Origin of the sequence: Mesorhizobium sp. LjNodule214, assembly GCF_964252735.1 — a bacterium.
Taxonomy (GTDB): Bacteria; Pseudomonadota; Alphaproteobacteria; order Rhizobiales; family Rhizobiaceae; genus Mesorhizobium.
In genome coordinates this window covers 2,115,728-2,131,127 of the sequence record NZ_CAXUPE020000001.1, presented here as the reverse complement: position 1 = coordinate 2,131,127, position 15,400 = coordinate 2,115,728, and the positions used below count along the sequence as shown (strand labels likewise).

Sequence of the window (15,400 nt, the reverse complement as noted above, 5' to 3'; positions counted from 1 at the left end):
CGATGAAATCCTACTCGATTGCCCTGATCCCCGGTGACGGCATCGGCCGCGATGTGACCACGGCCGCCTGGACGGTGCTGGAAACGGTGGCCGGACAATCCGGCTTTGCCCTGGCGGGCACCGAATTCCCATGGTCCTGCAAATTCTACAAGGATACCGGCCACATGATGCCGGAGGACGGCATCGAGACCTTACGCGGCTTTGACGCCATCCTTCTCGGCGCGGTCGGCTGGCCGGCGGAGGTGCCGGATTCCGTCTCGCTTCACGGTCTGCTGCTGCCGATCCGCAAGGCGTTCGTGCAATATGCCAACATCCGGCCGCACCGCCTGCTGCCGGGCGTGACGGGCCCACTGCGGGCCGAGAGCTTCGACATCCTGTGCATCCGCGAGAACACCGAGGGCGAATATTCGGGCGCCGGCGGGCGCGTGCATCAAGGCACGCTGGACGAGGTTGCGGTGGAGACCTCGATCTTCACCCGTGCCGGCGTCGAGCGCATCCTGCGCTTCGGCTTCGAGCAGGCGCGGTCGCGGCAGGGCAAGCTTGCCTCCGTGACGAAGTCCAACGCGCAGAAATACTCGATGGTGTTCTGGGACGAGATCACACGAAAGTTGGCTTCGGATTATCCGGAGGTCGAAGTGACCAGCTATCACGTCGACGCGCTCGCCGCGCGCATGATCATGGCGCCGGAGAGCCTTGACGTGGTCGTCGCCTCCAACCTGTTCGGCGACATCCTGACCGACATCGGCGCCGCGATCCAGGGCGGGCTCGGCTATGCCGCCTCCGCCAACATCAATCCCGACCGCTCGGCGCCTTCCATGTTCGAGCCTGTGCACGGCTCGGCGCCCGACATCGCGCATCTGGGCATCGCCAATCCGATCGCCGCCATCTGGTCAGGCGCCATGATGCTCGATCATCTCGGCGAAAAGGTTGCGGCCGGCCGAGTCATGAAGGCGGTCGAGGCCGCAACCGGCAGCGGCATAGGCACCATTCCCGGCAAGGACCGGACGGAAGCCATCACGGCCGCGGTCGTTGCGGCGCTTATCTGATTGCAAGGTCGTTTTCGATGAAGAACCTGAAAGACAAAAGTCTCTTCCGCGAGGCCGGCCTGATCGGCGGCAAATGGGTCGCGGCCGCTTCCGGAAAGACAGTCGATGTCGTCGATCCGGCGACCCAGGCCGCGATCGGCACGGTGCCCGACATGGCCGGCCCGGAAACGCGTGCGGCCATAGAGGCCGCAGCGTCCGCCTATGGCGACTGGAAGAAAAAGACCAATGCCGAACGCGCTAGCCTCCTGGAGGCCTGGCATGGCCTGATGCTCGCCCATCTTGACGATCTGGCGCTGATCCTGACGACGGAACAGGGCAAGCCGCTGGACGAGGCCAAAGGCGAGATCCGTTACGGCGCTTCCTTCGTCAAATGGTTTGCGGAGGAGGCGCGTCGCATCAATGGCCACACAATCCCCTCGCCGACGCCAGACCGGCGCATCATCGTGCTGAAGGAACCAGTCGGGGTGTGCGGCATCATCACGCCGTGGAACTTTCCCACCGCGATGATCACCCGCAAGGTCGCGCCGGCGTTGGCGGCCGGGTGCACAGTGGTGATCAAGCCATCCGAGTTCACGCCCTATTCGGCGCTGGCGCTCGGCGTGCTTGCCGAACGCGCGGGCATCCCCGCCGGCGTCATCAACATCGTCACCGGCATGCCGGCCGAGATCGGCAACGAGATCATGGCGAACGAGACCGTTCGCAAAATCTCCTTCACCGGCTCGACGCGGGTCGGTTCGCTGCTGATGCGCGGGGCGGCCGACAGCGTGAAACGGCTCAGCCTCGAACTCGGCGGCAACGCGCCCTTCATCGTCTTTGACGATGCCGACCTCGACCTAGCCATCGAGGGCGCGCTCGTCTCGAAGTTCCGCAATGGCGGCCAGACCTGCGTCTGCGCCAATCGCATCCTCGTCCAGGCCGGGGTCTATGAAGCCTTCGCCGCGAAGCTCAGCGCTCGCGTCAACGCCATGACGGTGGGGCCCGGCACACAGCCCGGCGTCGCCATCGGGCCGATGATCAACATGGCGGCGGTCGAGAAAATCAACCGCCACGTCGAAGACGCGCTCGCCAAAGGCGCCGCCATCGTCACACAGAGGCCGGCGTTGCCTGACGGTCCTCAGTATGTCGCGCCGCTGGTTCTGACCGGCGCCACAAACGAGATGCAGCTCGCCGGCGAGGAAACGTTCGGCCCGGTCGCGCCACTTTTCCGCTTCGAGACGGAGGAGGAAGCGATCGCGCTGGCCAACGGCACGCCCTACGGGCTTGCCTCCTATTTCTACACCGAGAACCTGAAACGCGCCTGGCGCGTCGGCGAGGCGCTGGAATTCGGCATGGTGGGGCTCAACACCGGCTCAGTCTCGATGGAAGTGGCCCCCTTCGGCGGCGTCAAGCAGTCCGGCCTCGGACGTGAGGGCGCGCAGGCCGGCATCGAGGAGTATCTCGAGATGAAGAGCTTCCACATGGGCGGGCTCAGCTGAGGCAGTTTGGCTGAAGCCCGACCGGGCCGGATCGACGGTCACTGGATCCGGTCGAGCGCCTTGTAGTAGAGGCCGACCATCGGCAGGAACCAGGGCTTGCCGGAATAGCCGGGAATGGAAGGCCAATCGAGCCCCTTCATCGGATTGCGGTCCTCGCGGCCGAGCATGGCATCGGCCAGGATCATGCCGAGATGGGTGGAAAGCTGCGCGCCGTGGCCGGAATAGCCCATCGCGTACCAGACACCGTCATGGTAGCCGGCCCGCGGGAAGCGGTCCTTGGTCATGTCGACCAACCCACCCCAGCAATAGTCGATCTCGACCTTGGCGAGCTGCGGGAAGATCGCCGCGAGGCCCGCCCGCAATATCTGTCCGCTCCTGGCATCGGAGCGCTGGTCCGATGTCGCCGAAAAGCGTGCGCGGCCGCCGAAGATTAGGCGCCTGTCCGGCGAAAGCCGGAAGTAGTTGCCGATGTTCATCGATGTCACGCATGTCCGGTTGCCGGGCATGGTCGCGGCGATCTCGGCGTCGCTCAACGGCCGGGTGGCGATGATGAAGCTGCCGACGGAAATGATCCTGCGGCGGAAGTAACTGAAATTCGGCGTGGTGTAGGCGCCGGTCGCCACCAGCACATTGTCGGCACTGATCCGGCCTCGGGAGGTGGTGAGCTCGTGCCTGCCAGCGGCCAGCTTGCGGTCGGTCACCGCCGCGTTCTCGTGGATCATCGCACCGTGGCGGGCGGCGGCCGTGGCCAAGCCTGCCACATAGCGGCCCATATGCATCATGGCGCTCTTCTTCGACAGCATCGCGCCGTGGAAGGGCGAACCTATCTCGGATCCGAGATCGGCCGCTGACAGCAGTGCCGTATCCGGATCGACCTCGGCATGGAGGGCTTCGTAGTTGCGGGCGATCGCTTCGAAATGCTGCGGCTTGGAGGCGAGCTTCAGCTTGCCGGCGCGGCGGAAATTGCAGTCGATGCCTTCCTCGGCGACCAGCGCCTCGATGGTGTCGATGGAGTCGTCCAGCGCCCGGTAGAGCGCGATTGCGCGTTCCTTGCCGAGCTCCGCCTTGGCCGAAAGGTAGCTATGGGCGAGGCCGTTGTTCAGGTGTCCGCCATTGCGACCGGATGCGCCCCAGCCCACGCGCTCCGCCTCCAGCACCGCCACCTTCGCGCCGGCCTTCGCCAGTTGGCGCGCCGCGGCGAGCCCGGTGAAGCCGCCGCCGATGATGGCGGCATCGTAGTGCCCCTCGACCGGGCCTTGCGCCCCGCCGGTAAAGACAGGGGCGGTGTCGTGCCAGTAGGAGACCAATTTCATCGGCAATCCGCCTGTTTCAGAGACCGACCACGCCTGGAAGACCCGAAATGTCTGATATCTCGATATAGCCGTAGTACGGGTTGGCTGGTTCGTGGCCGCGATTGACCCAGACCTTGTTCTTGATGCCGAGATCGTGTGCCGACATCAGGTCGTAGCGGAACGACGACGAGCAGTGAAGGATGTCCTCCGGGCCGCAGCCCAGCATGTCGAACATATATTCGAAGGCTCGGAAGCGGGGCTTGTAGGCCTGTGCCTGCTCGGCCGTGTAGACGGCATGGAACGGCGCGCCGAGCTTTTCGACATTGGACATTATCTGCGCGTTCATGGCGTTGGAGAGGATGACCAGCGGAATTTCCTTGGCCACCTTGGCAAGGCCGGCCGGAACGTCCGCATGGGGGCCCCAGGTCGGGACACGCTCATACACCATCCTGGCGTCGTCAGCGATGAAGGCGACGCCGTTGCGCTTGCAGGAGCGCTCGAGCGCATTGTGGACGACCTCGGCATAGGGCTTCCAGTCGCCCATGATCTCGTCGAGCCGATAGGCCGCGAAGTTCTTGATGAACTCCTGCATGCGCGGTTCGTCGAGCCGGCTGCCGTAGAGGTCGCGCGCCGCTTCCGCCATCTGGAAAAAGGTCAACGTGCCGTAGCAGTCGAAGGTGATGTATTTGGGCCTGAAGGAAGCCATGTCCGTCGATCTCCGGTGGAAGCACATCCGCGTTGGGATGTATTTCATCATATGCCGGCAGGCGGCGAGCCACCTGACCGAAATGGGCCTTTCGAAAGCAGAAAGTTCCGTATCCGGCGTCCGGTTTGGCATGCTGTAGCATCTTGATGGCCGATCACGCGCCGGCTGCGGCGTGAAGCGCATCCGCCGGGGACAGCGCCAGCAGAAGATGCGGCGCATCCCCCGTGCTACGGCGAAAGATACCGCCGCAATCGAAGCCTTCAGACGATCTGTGGCGCGCCGATGGCCGAGACTTGAGCGCAGACGGAAGGACGCCACATGCAGCAGGACGAGATCGAAATCCGGGACTTCGGACCGAACCATATCGAGGGCGCGGTGGCGCTCTCTCGTCGGGAGAATTGGCCGCATCGTGCGCAAGACTGGCAGATGGCTCTGCAGCTCTCGAGGGGCGCGGTCGTGATCGGCGACCAGGGCCGGCTCACCGGGACCATTCTGGTAACGCCCTACGGCGCGGATTGCGCCATGATCAACATGGTGATCGTCGACAGGAACGAGCGTGGCAAGGGGCTGGGGCGCCGGTTGATGGAAAAGGCTTTCGCTCTTGCCGAGAACCGTCCGCTACGGCTCGTCGCGACAGCGGATGGCATGCCTCTCTATCAGAAACTGGGCTTTGTGCCCTCCGGCACGATCCTGCAGCATCAGGGAAAGGTTGCAGCGCTTGACGTGCCCGAGGGCGTGGAAGCAGCGGGCACCGACGATCTGCCGGACATCAAGGCGCTGGACCGCGACGCCTATGGCGCCGACCGCGAGGCTCTGATCGATGCGCTGGCCGAACGCGGCCAGTTCGCCGTCATCCGCCGCAACGGCGCCATCGAGGCCTATGCCGCGATCCGCCCGTTCGGACGCGGCGAGGTGATCGGTCCGGTCATCGCGGGAAGCGCCGACGCCGCCAAAGACCTGATCAGATTCTTCGCCGCCGCGCGTCCCGGCGCCTTCCTGCGCGTTGATACCGACAGCAGGACCGGCATTGCCGGCTGGCTCGAGGAAATCGGCCTCGCCCATGCCGGCGGCGGCGTGGCCATGGACCGCCCGCCCAAGAATGGCGCGGAACGGGCCAGACCAAAAGTTTACGCCCTCGCCAACCAGGCGCTCGGCTAGTCCGGAGGACAACAATGCTCGCCAATTCCCTGATCGAACTCGACCGCGCCCATCTCATCCATCCGGTTTCCTCATATCGCGGCCACGAGGCGCTCGGCGTGCGCGTCTTGAAATCGGCGAAGGGCGCGACCGTGACCGAAGCGTCCGGCCGGCAGCTCGTTGACGGCTTCGCCGGGCTTTGGTGCGTCAATGCCGGCTACGGCCACGACAGCATCGTCGAGGCGGCGGCCCGGCAGATGCGCGAGCTTCCCTACGCCACCGCCTATTTCGACATCGGCTCGGAGCCGGCTATCCGGCTCGCCTCGGAACTGGCCGAGCGCGCACCCGGGGATCTCAATCACGTCTATTTCACGCTCGGCGGATCGGACGCGGTCGACAGCACGATCCGTTTCGTCCGCTACTACTGGAATGCCATGAGCGAGCCGAAACGCGACCAGTTCATTTCCATCGAGCAGGGTTATCACGGGTCGTCGGTGGTCGGCGCGGGCCTGACCGCCCTGCCCGCCTTTCACGCCGGCTTCGGCATTCCCTTCGAATGGCAGCACAAGATCCCCTCCCCCTATCCTTATCGCAACCCGGTAGGTGAGGACGGGAACGCGATCATCGCTGCATCGCTCGCTGCGTTGAAGGCCAAGATCGAGGAGATCGGACCGGAGCGCGTCGCTGCCTTCTATGCCGAGCCGATCCAGGGCTCGGGCGGCGTCATCGTCCCGCCGAAGGGCTGGATTAAGGCGATGCGCGAACTCTGCCGGGAGTACGGCATCCTGTTCATCGCCGACGAGGTGATCACCGGCTTCGGCCGCACAGGACCCCTGTTCGCCTGCACGGACGAGGACATCGTTCCCGACTTCATGACGACTGCGAAGGGCCTGACATCGGGCTATGTTCCTATGGGTGCCGTGTTCATGGCCGATCATGTCTACAACGTCATCGCCGATGGCGCGGGCGCCTCGGCGGTCGGCCACGGCTACACCTATTCCGCCCATCCCGTCAGCGCCGCCGTCGCGCTCGAAGTGTTGAAGCTCTACGAAGACGGCCTTCTGGAAAACGGCGCCCGAGCCGGCGCTCGCCTGATGGCCGGGTTGGCAAGCCTGAGCGACCACCCGTTGGTGGGCGAGGTGCGCGGTCGCGGCATGCTAGCCGCACTCGAACTGGTGGTCGACAAGCAGAAGAAGACACCGCTTCCCGCGTCGGCCATGCCGGCGCGGCGGGTCTTCGACAGGGCGTGGGACAACGGCCTCATCATCCGTGCCTTTGCGCACGGGGTAATCGGCTATGCCCCCCCGCTCTGCTGCACCGATAGCGACATCGATGCGATCGTCGAGCGCACACGCCGGACGCTTGACCAGACGCTGGACGATCCCGATGTCCGCCAGGCCTTGGCATGAAGGATGACGAATATGTCGTGTCTCGAAATATCGCCGGGGCAGATGATTTCGCAATTTTGTGCCGCAGCCCTGCGCCTTTTCGGCGAATCCAGCGCGGGGGAAGTGCCAGACTGCTTTTAAGGCAAGGCCAGAAGGCCCAAATTTCCGGGCTTTTGAAAAGGCCGACGCGCCGGACAGCACGGAATTTTGTTCTGTTCAGCACCATGCAAATTCGGCCGTGCGCAGAGGAGAGCCAGTCTTGGCCAGGGGCTTTAGCAAATTCAAATACATGACCTTTGATGTCGTCGGCACGCTGATCGACTTCGAAGGCGGCATCACGACCTGCCTGGCTGGGATTGCCGCCGACGCTGGCGTTTCCATCGATGGCGAAGCAGCGCTGGCCCTGTACCGGCAAGCGCGCTACATGCCCGATGCGGGCCTGTTTCCCGACGATCTCGTACGTGTCTACATGGTCATCGCGCCGCAACTCGGCCTGCCGGCCGAGGAGAAATACGGCGTCCGCCTGCGGGACTCCGCCAGCACCTGGCAAGGTTTCCCCGACAGCGCAGCGGCATTGGCCGAGCTTGCGAAATCCCACAAGCTGATTGCCATGACCAATGCCCTGCGCTGGGCGCTCGACCATTTCGAGAAGCAGCTGGGATCGCCCTTCTTCGCCACCTTCACCGCCGACGATACCGGCACGGAAAAACCGGACCCGGCCTTTTTCCAGAAGGTCTTCGATTTCGTCGCCTCCCGGGGTGATAGCAAGGACGACATCCTGCACGTCGCGCAAAGCCAGTATCACGATATCGGCATATCCCGGGCGCTTGGGTTGACCAATTGCTGGATCGAGCGCCGGCATGCCCAGAAGGGCTATGGCGGCACGATCGAGCCTGAGCGCTTCACCGTGCCGGACTACCATTTCACCTCGATGGCCTCCTTTGCAGCGGCCGTGCGGGAAAGCCTGAAGGAACGAACCTGAGCCCAAGCCCGGAAAGCCGCGACAAGACGAGCATCCCGACCAAACAAACAGAAAGGGGAATAACATGACCGACAAGATCTCGAACTGGACCAGAGCAGACGATGCCATGGTCGAAAATGCCATTCGGCGGGGCGCGAGCCGCCGCGAACTTCTCAAGATGCTGTTGGCCGGCGGCGCCGCGGTTGCCGCGGGCAGCGTGGTGCTCGGCCGCGCCACCAATGCCGTCGCCGCCGAGCCGGTTTCCGGCGGAAATTTCAAGGCGGCCGGTTGGTCGTCATCGACCGCCGACACGCTCGATCCTGCAAAGGCGTCGCTCTCCACCGACTATGTCCGCTGCTGCTCGCTCTACAACCGCCTGACTTTCCTCGACAAGGATGGCGTCACGCAGATGGAACTGGCCGAAAGCTTCGACAGCAAGGACGCCAAGACCTGGACCGTAAAGCTGCGCAAGGGCGTCACCTTCCACGACGGCAAGGACCTCACCGCCGACGACGTCGTCTACTCGCTGAAGCGCCATCTTGATCCGGCGGTCGGTTCCAAGGTCGCCAAGATCGCCGCCCAGATGTCCGGCTTCAAGGCCGTCGACAAGTCGACCGTCGAAATCACGCTGGCCGATCCGAATGCCGACCTCCCGACCATCCTGGCGCTGCACCACTTCATGATCGTCCAGGACGGCACCACGGACTTCTCCAAGGGCAATGGCACCGGCGCCTTCGTGCTCGAGACATTCGAACCGGGCGTGCGTTCGGTTGTCACCAAGAACAAGAACTACTGGAAATCGGGCAAGCCCTACCTGGAGTCCTTCGAATTCATCGCCATCAGCGACGACAGCGCCCGCGTCAACGCACTGCTTTCCGGCGACATCAATTTTGCGGCTTCGATCAATCCGCGCGCGATGAAGCTCATCGGCGGCCAGCAGGGCTTCGAATTGTCGAAGACGACCTCGGGCAACTACACCGACCTGAACATCCGGCTCGACATGGATCCCGGCAGCAAGGCCGACTTCGTGGCCGGCATGAAGTATCTCGTCAACCGCGAGCAGATCGTCAAATCGGCGTTGCGCGGCCTCGGCGAAATCGGCAACGACCAGCCCGTTTCGCCGGCGAATATCTTTCATAACGCCGACGTCAAGCCGAAGGCTTTCGACCCGGACAAGGCGAAGTTCCACTTCCAGAAGGCAGGCCTGCTCGGCCAGTCCATCCCGGTGATCGCTTCCGACGCGGCGACCTCGTCGATCGACATGGCGATGATCATCCAGGCTGCCGGCGCGGACATCGGCATGAAGCTCGACGTCCAGCGCGTTCCGTCCGACGGCTATTGGGACAATTACTGGCTCAAGGCGCCGATCCATTTCGGCAACATCAATCCGCGCCCAACGCCGGACATCCTCTTCTCGCTCCTTTACGCGTCCAACGCGCCATGGAACGAAAGCCAGTACAAGTCCGAGAAGTTCGACAAGCTGCTCATCGAGGCGCGCGGTTCGCTCGACCAGGCCAAGCGCAAGGAGATCTACGGCCAGATGCAGGCTATGGTCTCCGAGGAGGCCGGCACCATCATCCCGGCCTACATTTCCAACGTGGATGCCCTCTCCAGCAAGGTGAAGGGTTTGGAGGCGAACCCGCTCGGTGGCATGATGGGCTACGCAATGGCGGAATATCTCTGGCTCGAAGCCTAGGAGAAGCCTGCCGGGGGCCGGTCAGCCAGCCCCCGGCACTGCATTGCGCAAGATTGCTTGGCCGAACAACCGGAGGGAGCGCTTCCATGAAGTCTGGGGTTCTGAACCTCGTGCTGAAGCGACTGGGGATCGCGGTCATCACGCTTTTGATCGTCATGTTCGCCGTGTTTTTCGCCACCAGCATGCTACCTGGCGACACCGCGTCGATCCTGCTCGGCCAGGCGGCGACTCCGGAAGCGGTCGCTGGCCTGCGCGAGGCCATGCATCTCAACGATCCAGCGATCCTGCGCTTCCTGCTCTGGCTTGTGGGATTGCTCCACGGCGACCTCGGCACCTCCTATGCCAACGAGATGCCGGTCGCGGCACTGATCGGCGGGCGCCTGGTCAACACCATGAAGCTCGCGGGCATCACCACGCTGCTCTCGGTGCCATTGGCGCTGACGCTCGGCATCACCGCCGCCATGCTGCGCGGCTCTGTCTATGACCGCACCGTCACCATTCTTTCGATCGGTGTCATCTCGGTGCCGGAATTCATGGTCGCGACACTCGCGGTCCTGCTTTTCGCCGTTTATCTCAAATGGCTGCCGGCTCTGTCCTCGGTCAATGAGGCGCATTCGCTGACCGACCTCGTGCGCATCTATGCAATGCCCGTGATCACGCTCACCTTCGTCATCTCCGCGCAGATGATCCGCATGACCCGCGCCGCGGTGATCGAGACGCTCTCCACGCCCTATGTGGAGATGGCGCTTCTGAAAGGTGCCTCGCGCAGCCGAATGGTGCTGAGGCACGCCCTTCCGAACGCCCTCGGACCGATCGTCAATGCGGTCGCGCTCTCGCTGTCCTATCTGGTCGGCGGCGTCATCATCGTCGAGACGATCTTCAACTATCCCGGCATTGCCAAGCTGATGGTCGATGCGGTCGCGACCCGCGACCTGCCGCTGATCCAGAGCTGCGCGATGATCTTCTGCCTCGGCTATCTCTTCCTCATCACCGCCGCCGACGTCGTCGCCATCATGTCCAACCCGAGGCTCAGATGACGATAGCGCGCGCGACAACCCCCCGACGGTCCTTCCTGGGCTATAGCTACAGCCTCGTGGGCGTCGTGGCCGCGCTGGTCATTCTGGCGTGGACGCTCGTCGCAATCTTGGCGCCCTACGTTATTCCTCATTCGATCGGCGACATCGTCGACGACGACTATTTCGGCCCGATGCGCCAGGGACTGTGGCTCGGCTCGGACTATCTGGGCCGCGATATGCTCTCGCGAGTTCTGATGGGCGCCCGCTACACCGTCGGCATATCGCTCGCCGCCGTCTCCATCGCCTGCTTCTCGGGCGTCGTGCTGGGAATGATCGCGGCCGTCACCGGTGGCTGGCTAGACACCTGCCTCAGCCGTTTCCTGGACGCCATGAACTCCATCCCCAGCAAACTGTTTGGCCTTGTGGTCGTCGCCGCGGTCGGTTCGTCGATCCCGGTGCTGATCCTGACGCTCGCCGTCATCTACATCCCCGGCGCCTACCGCTTCGCGCGCGCGCTCGCCGTCAACATCAACACCATGGACTTCATCACCGTCGCGCGCGTCCGTGGCGAGAGCACGGTCTATCTCATCGGGTCCGAGATCCTGCCCAACATCATCCGCCCGGTGCTGGCCGACTTCGGCCTGCGCTTCGTCTTCATCGTGCTTTTGCTCTCCGGCCTGTCCTTCCTGGGGCTCGGCCTCCAGCCCCCGCTCGCCGACTGGGGCGCGCTGGTGCGCGAGAACATCGGCGGCCTGCCCTTCGCGGCCCCCGCCGTCATCGTGCCTTCACTGGCCATCGCCAGCCTCACCATCAGCGTCAACCTGCTGATCGACAACCTGCCGCAGAAGATCAGGGACCGGGACGCATGAGCAATCTCGTCGAGGTCAGGAACCTGAAGATCGAGGCGAAGACCGACGCCGGACGGCTTGTCGAAATCATCAAGGGCGTCAGCCTCGACATCGCCGACGGCGAGATCGTCGCCCTGATCGGCGAAAGCGGCTCCGGCAAGACCACGGTGGCGCTTTCGCTCATGGGCTATGCGCGCCCCGGCTGCCGGATCACCGGCGGCGAGATCAACGTGAACGGCAAGAACATGGCAGCACTTTCCGAAAAGGAACGTGCCAGGCTGCGCGGCACCGATATCGCCTATGTTCCGCAAAGTGCCGCTGCCTCCTTCAACCCCTCGTCCACTATCATGGAGCAGGTGATCGAGGTCACGCGGATTCACAAGCTGATGCCGCCCGAGCGGGCGCGCCAGCGCGCGGTCGAGCTTTTCAGGGCCTTGTCGCTGCCGGATCCGGAAGGGATCGGCGCTCGTTATCCGCACCAGGTTTCGGGCGGGCAGTTGCAGCGGCTGTCGGCGGCCATGGCGCTCATCAGCGATCCCAAGCTGGTCATCTTCGACGAGCCGACGACGGCACTCGACGTGACGACGCAGATCGACGTGCTGAAGGCATTCAAGTCGGTCATGCGGGCGGGCGGGGTCGCGGGTGTCTATGTTTCCCACGACCTCGCGGTCGTCGCCCAGATCGCCGACCGCATCGTGGTCCTGAAGGGCGGCGAAGTGCAGGAGACCGGCACTACGGCGGCAATCCTTTCGGCTGCCCAACATCCCTATACGCGCGAACTGCTGGCCGCTTTCGAACCGAAGCCGCGGCAAGCACAGGCGGACGCAGATGCCGGGACGAAGCAGCTGCTGCGTATCGACAATGTGACGGCCGGCTATGGCGCTGTGCGAGCAGACGGGCTGCCACTTATCCGCGCGGTCGATTCCGTCAGCCTGGTCGTCGAGAAGGGGCGCAATCTCGGCGTCATCGGCGAATCCGGCTGCGGAAAATCGACACTGGCGCGCGTCATCGCCGGCATCCATCCGGCGGCGGCCGGCGACATCGTCTTCGACGGCAAGGAACTGCAGCGCGCCGCCAGGAAACGCAGCCAGGACCAGCTGCGCGAAATGCAGATCGTGTTCCAGTATGCCGATACCGCGCTCAATCCGGCCAAGCCGGTGGAAGACATCATCTCCCGTCCGCTGGCCTTCTATCACCGGCTCGACAGGCAGGCGCGCTCGAAGCGCGTCGACGAGTTGCTCGATATGGTGCGCCTGCCGAGAACGCTGCGCTACCGGCACCCATCGGAGCTCTCGGGCGGCCAGAAGCAGCGCGTCAACTTCGCGCGCGCTCTGGCGGCCGCCCCCAAGCTCATCATCTGCGACGAAATCACCTCGGCCCTCGACACGGTGGTGGCATCCGCCGTGATCGAGCTGCTCAAGGAGCTGCAGCGCGAGTTGGGACTCTCCTACATCTTCATCAGCCACGACCTCTCCGTCGTCGAGGCCATCTGCGACGAGATCATGGTCATGTACAATGGGGAGCGGGTGGAGCAGATCACGCCCGACAAGGTGAAGGCCCCGACCCACCCCTATTCCAAGCTTCTTTTCTCGTCAGTGCCGAAACTCGACCCGACGTGGCTCGACGGCCTCGTCCGCGATCCCGAGCTCGTCAGCCAGTACGGCCACCGATAGAGCGGTTCGCCGTTTCACGGAAACGGCGAACCGCTCTATCTCTTTGTTTTTGACGCAATTCCGGACGGAAAACCGTTTCACACTTTTTCTGGAATTGCTCTAACTACATCGGAAACAGGCTGGGCAGCGGCATGTGTGCCTTGACGATGGGGGACTTCAGCACCACGAAGCTGAAATACTTGTCGATGCCGATATCCATGTCGGTCAGCCGCTCCATGATCGTCTGGTACTCGCCGATGCCGGCGGTCATGAATTTCATCAGGTAGTCGTAGCCGCCCGACACGAGGTGGCATTCGATGACCTGGTCGATCTTCTCGACGACGGCGAGAAAGCGTGCGAAGTCGATCTGACGGTGGTTCTTCAAGGTGATTTCTGTGAACACGGTCAGCGTCTGGCCGAGCTTGCCGATGTTGACCTGCGCCGAATAGCCTTCGATATAGCCTTCCGACTGGAGCTTCTTCACCCGCATCAGGCATGGGCTCGGCGACAGATGCACCAGATCGGCCAGTTCCACATTGGTGATGCGGCCGTTCTTCTGCAGTTCGTGCAGAATCTTGATGTCGATCCGATCCAGTTTCACGGCCATCTCCACAGAACGCACGTCACAGCACAAAATGCCGCGTTGCCAATCACCATCGACAGTACCACAGCCCTGTGGCCTGTCCATGCGAGCGGACACTGCTTTGAAACGCATGGACTCCCGATTTCAACAGGACGGTCGAAATAAAATTCTGCCCCGTTCTTAACTGCAGCAGCGGCTGCGTCGGCAACGCGGTAGACTGAAGCCTAAAGGCTAAGAGGACCATGCGCGCGCCACTGCAGCAAATCGAGACGTCCGGCGAACTGCCGCAGTCCGCGGACGCAGTGGTGATCGGCGGCGGCATCGTAGGTGTCTTTGCGGCCTACTATCTGGCACGGCGCGGCATGAAGGTCGCACTTGTCGAAAAGGGGCGCATCGGCGCCGAGCAGTCCAGCAGGAACTGGGGGTGGTGCCGCCAGCAGAACCGCGACGCCCGCGAGTTGCCGATGGCTACCCGCAGCCTCGATCTGTGGGGCAGTTTCGCGGCTGAAACCGGCGAGGACACCGGCTTTCGACGCTGCGGCCTGCTTTATCTCAGCAATGACGAGGCGGAACTGGCCGGTTGGGCGCGCTGGCGTGACTTCGCCAAAACGGCCGGCGTCACCACGCATATGCTCGACAGCGCCGAGGCCAGCGAGCGGGGCCGAACCACCGGGCGGATCTGGAAGGGCGGCGTCTTCTCGCCGACCGACGGCACCGCCGATCCGTCGCGGGCCGCACCTGCGGTAGCCCGCGCCATCCTTGAGCTTGGCGGCACCGTACACCAGAATTGTGCCGCGCGCGGCATCGAGACCGAGGGCGGAAGGCTCAGCGGTGTGGTCACGGAGAGCGGAACGATCCGCACGAAAACGGCAATCCTGGCCGGCGGCGCCTGGGCGTCCTCCTTTTGCCATCAGTTCGGCTTCCGTTTTCCGCAGGCGTCGGTCCGCTCCTCCATCCTGTCGGTCTCGCCCGGCGCGGAGGGCCTGCCAGCTGCCCTGCACACGGCACGGATCTCGGCCACGCGTCGCGGCGACGGCGGCTACACGCTTGCCATAAGTGGACGCGGCCGCGTGGACGTGACACCGCAGCAGCTGCGCTTCTCGTCGCAGTTCCTGCCCATGTTCCTGAAGCGGTGGCGAAGTCTCGCGCCCGGCGGCCTGCAAGGCATGCGTTCGGGCCACGAAACTCTGCAACGCTGGCGGCTCGACCGGCCGACACCGATGGAGCGGATGCGCGTCCTCGATCCGGTCCCGGATCGGGCGACCATCCGCCTGACCCACGCCCGGGCGCTCGAACTGCTGCCGGCTCTGCGCCAAACCAGGATCAGCGCGGCCTGGGCCGGCTACATCGACAGCACGCCGGACGGCGTGCCTGCCATCGGCGAGATAAATACCATTCCCGGTTTCTTCCTGGCTGCCGGGTTTTCGGGACACGGCTTCGGCATCGGACCCGGCGCCGGGCATCTCGTCGCCGATCTGGTGACCGGATCGGAACCGATCGTCGATCCGACATCCTATGATCCACGGCGCTTCGAGGCGTCGGCCTGGGGCAAGGTCGCCGACTTCTAGAGAGCGGCAGAACCCCACCTCAGTTAGCGATG

The 15,400-nt window shown here is 63.9% G+C and carries 13 protein-coding genes; 10 read left to right on the top strand and 3 right to left on the bottom strand.

The window, feature by feature from the left end; all coding sequences use genetic code 11:
- Positions 1 to 2: 2 nt before the first annotated feature.
- Both ACSQ3Z_RS10100 and ACSQ3Z_RS10095 read left to right on the top strand, forming a co-directional pair.
- A complete protein-coding gene (locus ACSQ3Z_RS10100; protein WP_436171130.1) occupies positions 3 to 1,046 on the top strand; it encodes a tartrate dehydrogenase in 1,044 nt (347 codons plus the stop codon).
- Positions 1,047 to 1,063: 17 nt separating this feature from the next.
- On the top strand, positions 1,064 to 2,521 hold the full coding sequence (locus ACSQ3Z_RS10095) for an NAD-dependent succinate-semialdehyde dehydrogenase (RefSeq protein WP_436171129.1): 1,458 nt from the start codon (positions 1,064 to 1,066) through the stop codon (positions 2,519 to 2,521).
- Positions 2,522 to 2,559: 38 nt separating this feature from the next.
- On the opposite strand, the gene ACSQ3Z_RS10090 is transcribed toward ACSQ3Z_RS10095, so the two are convergent.
- Positions 2,560 to 3,834, bottom strand: coding sequence for an NAD(P)/FAD-dependent oxidoreductase (locus tag ACSQ3Z_RS10090; RefSeq protein WP_436171128.1), 1,275 nt, complete (start codon positions 3,832 to 3,834; stop codon positions 2,560 to 2,562).
- Positions 3,835 to 3,850: 16 nt separating this feature from the next.
- Positions 3,851 to 4,519: a haloacid dehalogenase type II gene (locus tag ACSQ3Z_RS10085; RefSeq protein WP_436171127.1), complete on the bottom strand. Its 669-nt coding sequence runs from the start codon at positions 4,517 to 4,519 to the stop codon at positions 3,851 to 3,853.
- Positions 4,520 to 4,837: 318 nt separating this feature from the next.
- On the opposite strand from ACSQ3Z_RS10085, the gene ACSQ3Z_RS10080 reads away from it, so the two are divergent.
- The 7 genes from ACSQ3Z_RS10080 to ACSQ3Z_RS10050 all read left to right on the top strand — a co-directional run bounded on the left by ACSQ3Z_RS10080 (position 4,838) and on the right by ACSQ3Z_RS10050 (position 13,238).
- On the top strand, positions 4,838 to 5,677 hold the full coding sequence (locus ACSQ3Z_RS10080) for a GNAT family N-acetyltransferase (RefSeq protein ID WP_436171126.1): 840 nt from the start codon (positions 4,838 to 4,840) through the stop codon (positions 5,675 to 5,677).
- Between the two features lie 14 nt (positions 5,678 to 5,691).
- A complete protein-coding gene (locus ACSQ3Z_RS10075) occupies positions 5,692 to 7,065 on the top strand; it encodes an aspartate aminotransferase family protein (RefSeq protein ID WP_436171125.1) in 1,374 nt (457 codons plus the stop codon).
- Between the two features lie 268 nt (positions 7,066 to 7,333).
- Positions 7,334 to 8,026 carry an HAD-IA family hydrolase gene (locus ACSQ3Z_RS10070; protein WP_436171890.1) on the top strand — a complete coding sequence of 231 codons (693 nt, stop codon included), beginning with the start codon at positions 7,334 to 7,336 and terminating at the stop codon, positions 8,024 to 8,026.
- Between the two features lie 64 nt (positions 8,027 to 8,090).
- On the top strand, positions 8,091 to 9,701 hold the full coding sequence (locus ACSQ3Z_RS10065; RefSeq protein ID WP_436171124.1) for an ABC transporter substrate-binding protein: 1,611 nt from the start codon (positions 8,091 to 8,093) through the stop codon (positions 9,699 to 9,701).
- Positions 9,702 to 9,787: 86 nt separating this feature from the next.
- Complete coding sequence (locus ACSQ3Z_RS10060) at positions 9,788 to 10,738, top strand: ABC transporter permease (RefSeq protein WP_436171123.1); 951 nt, start codon at positions 9,788 to 9,790, stop codon at positions 10,736 to 10,738.
- On the top strand, positions 10,735 to 11,586 hold the full coding sequence (locus ACSQ3Z_RS10055; protein ID WP_436171122.1) for an ABC transporter permease: 852 nt from the start codon (positions 10,735 to 10,737) through the stop codon (positions 11,584 to 11,586). Before ACSQ3Z_RS10060 ends, ACSQ3Z_RS10055 begins: the two co-directional genes overlap by 4 nt.
- A complete protein-coding gene (locus ACSQ3Z_RS10050) occupies positions 11,583 to 13,238 on the top strand; it encodes an ABC transporter ATP-binding protein (protein WP_436171121.1) in 1,656 nt (551 codons plus the stop codon). The genes ACSQ3Z_RS10055 and ACSQ3Z_RS10050 overlap by 4 nt, the downstream gene beginning before the upstream one ends.
- Positions 13,239 to 13,341: 103 nt before the next feature.
- On the opposite strand, the gene ACSQ3Z_RS10045 is transcribed toward ACSQ3Z_RS10050, so the two are convergent.
- Positions 13,342 to 13,818: an Lrp/AsnC family transcriptional regulator gene (locus tag ACSQ3Z_RS10045; RefSeq protein ID WP_120013359.1), complete on the bottom strand. Its 477-nt coding sequence runs from the start codon at positions 13,816 to 13,818 to the stop codon at positions 13,342 to 13,344.
- 224 nt (positions 13,819 to 14,042) lie between these two features.
- Between ACSQ3Z_RS10045 and ACSQ3Z_RS10040 the strand changes: the two genes are divergently transcribed.
- Complete coding sequence (locus ACSQ3Z_RS10040) at positions 14,043 to 15,368, top strand: NAD(P)/FAD-dependent oxidoreductase (protein ID WP_436171120.1); 1,326 nt, start codon at positions 14,043 to 14,045, stop codon at positions 15,366 to 15,368.
- Positions 15,369 to 15,400 lie beyond the last annotated feature (32 nt).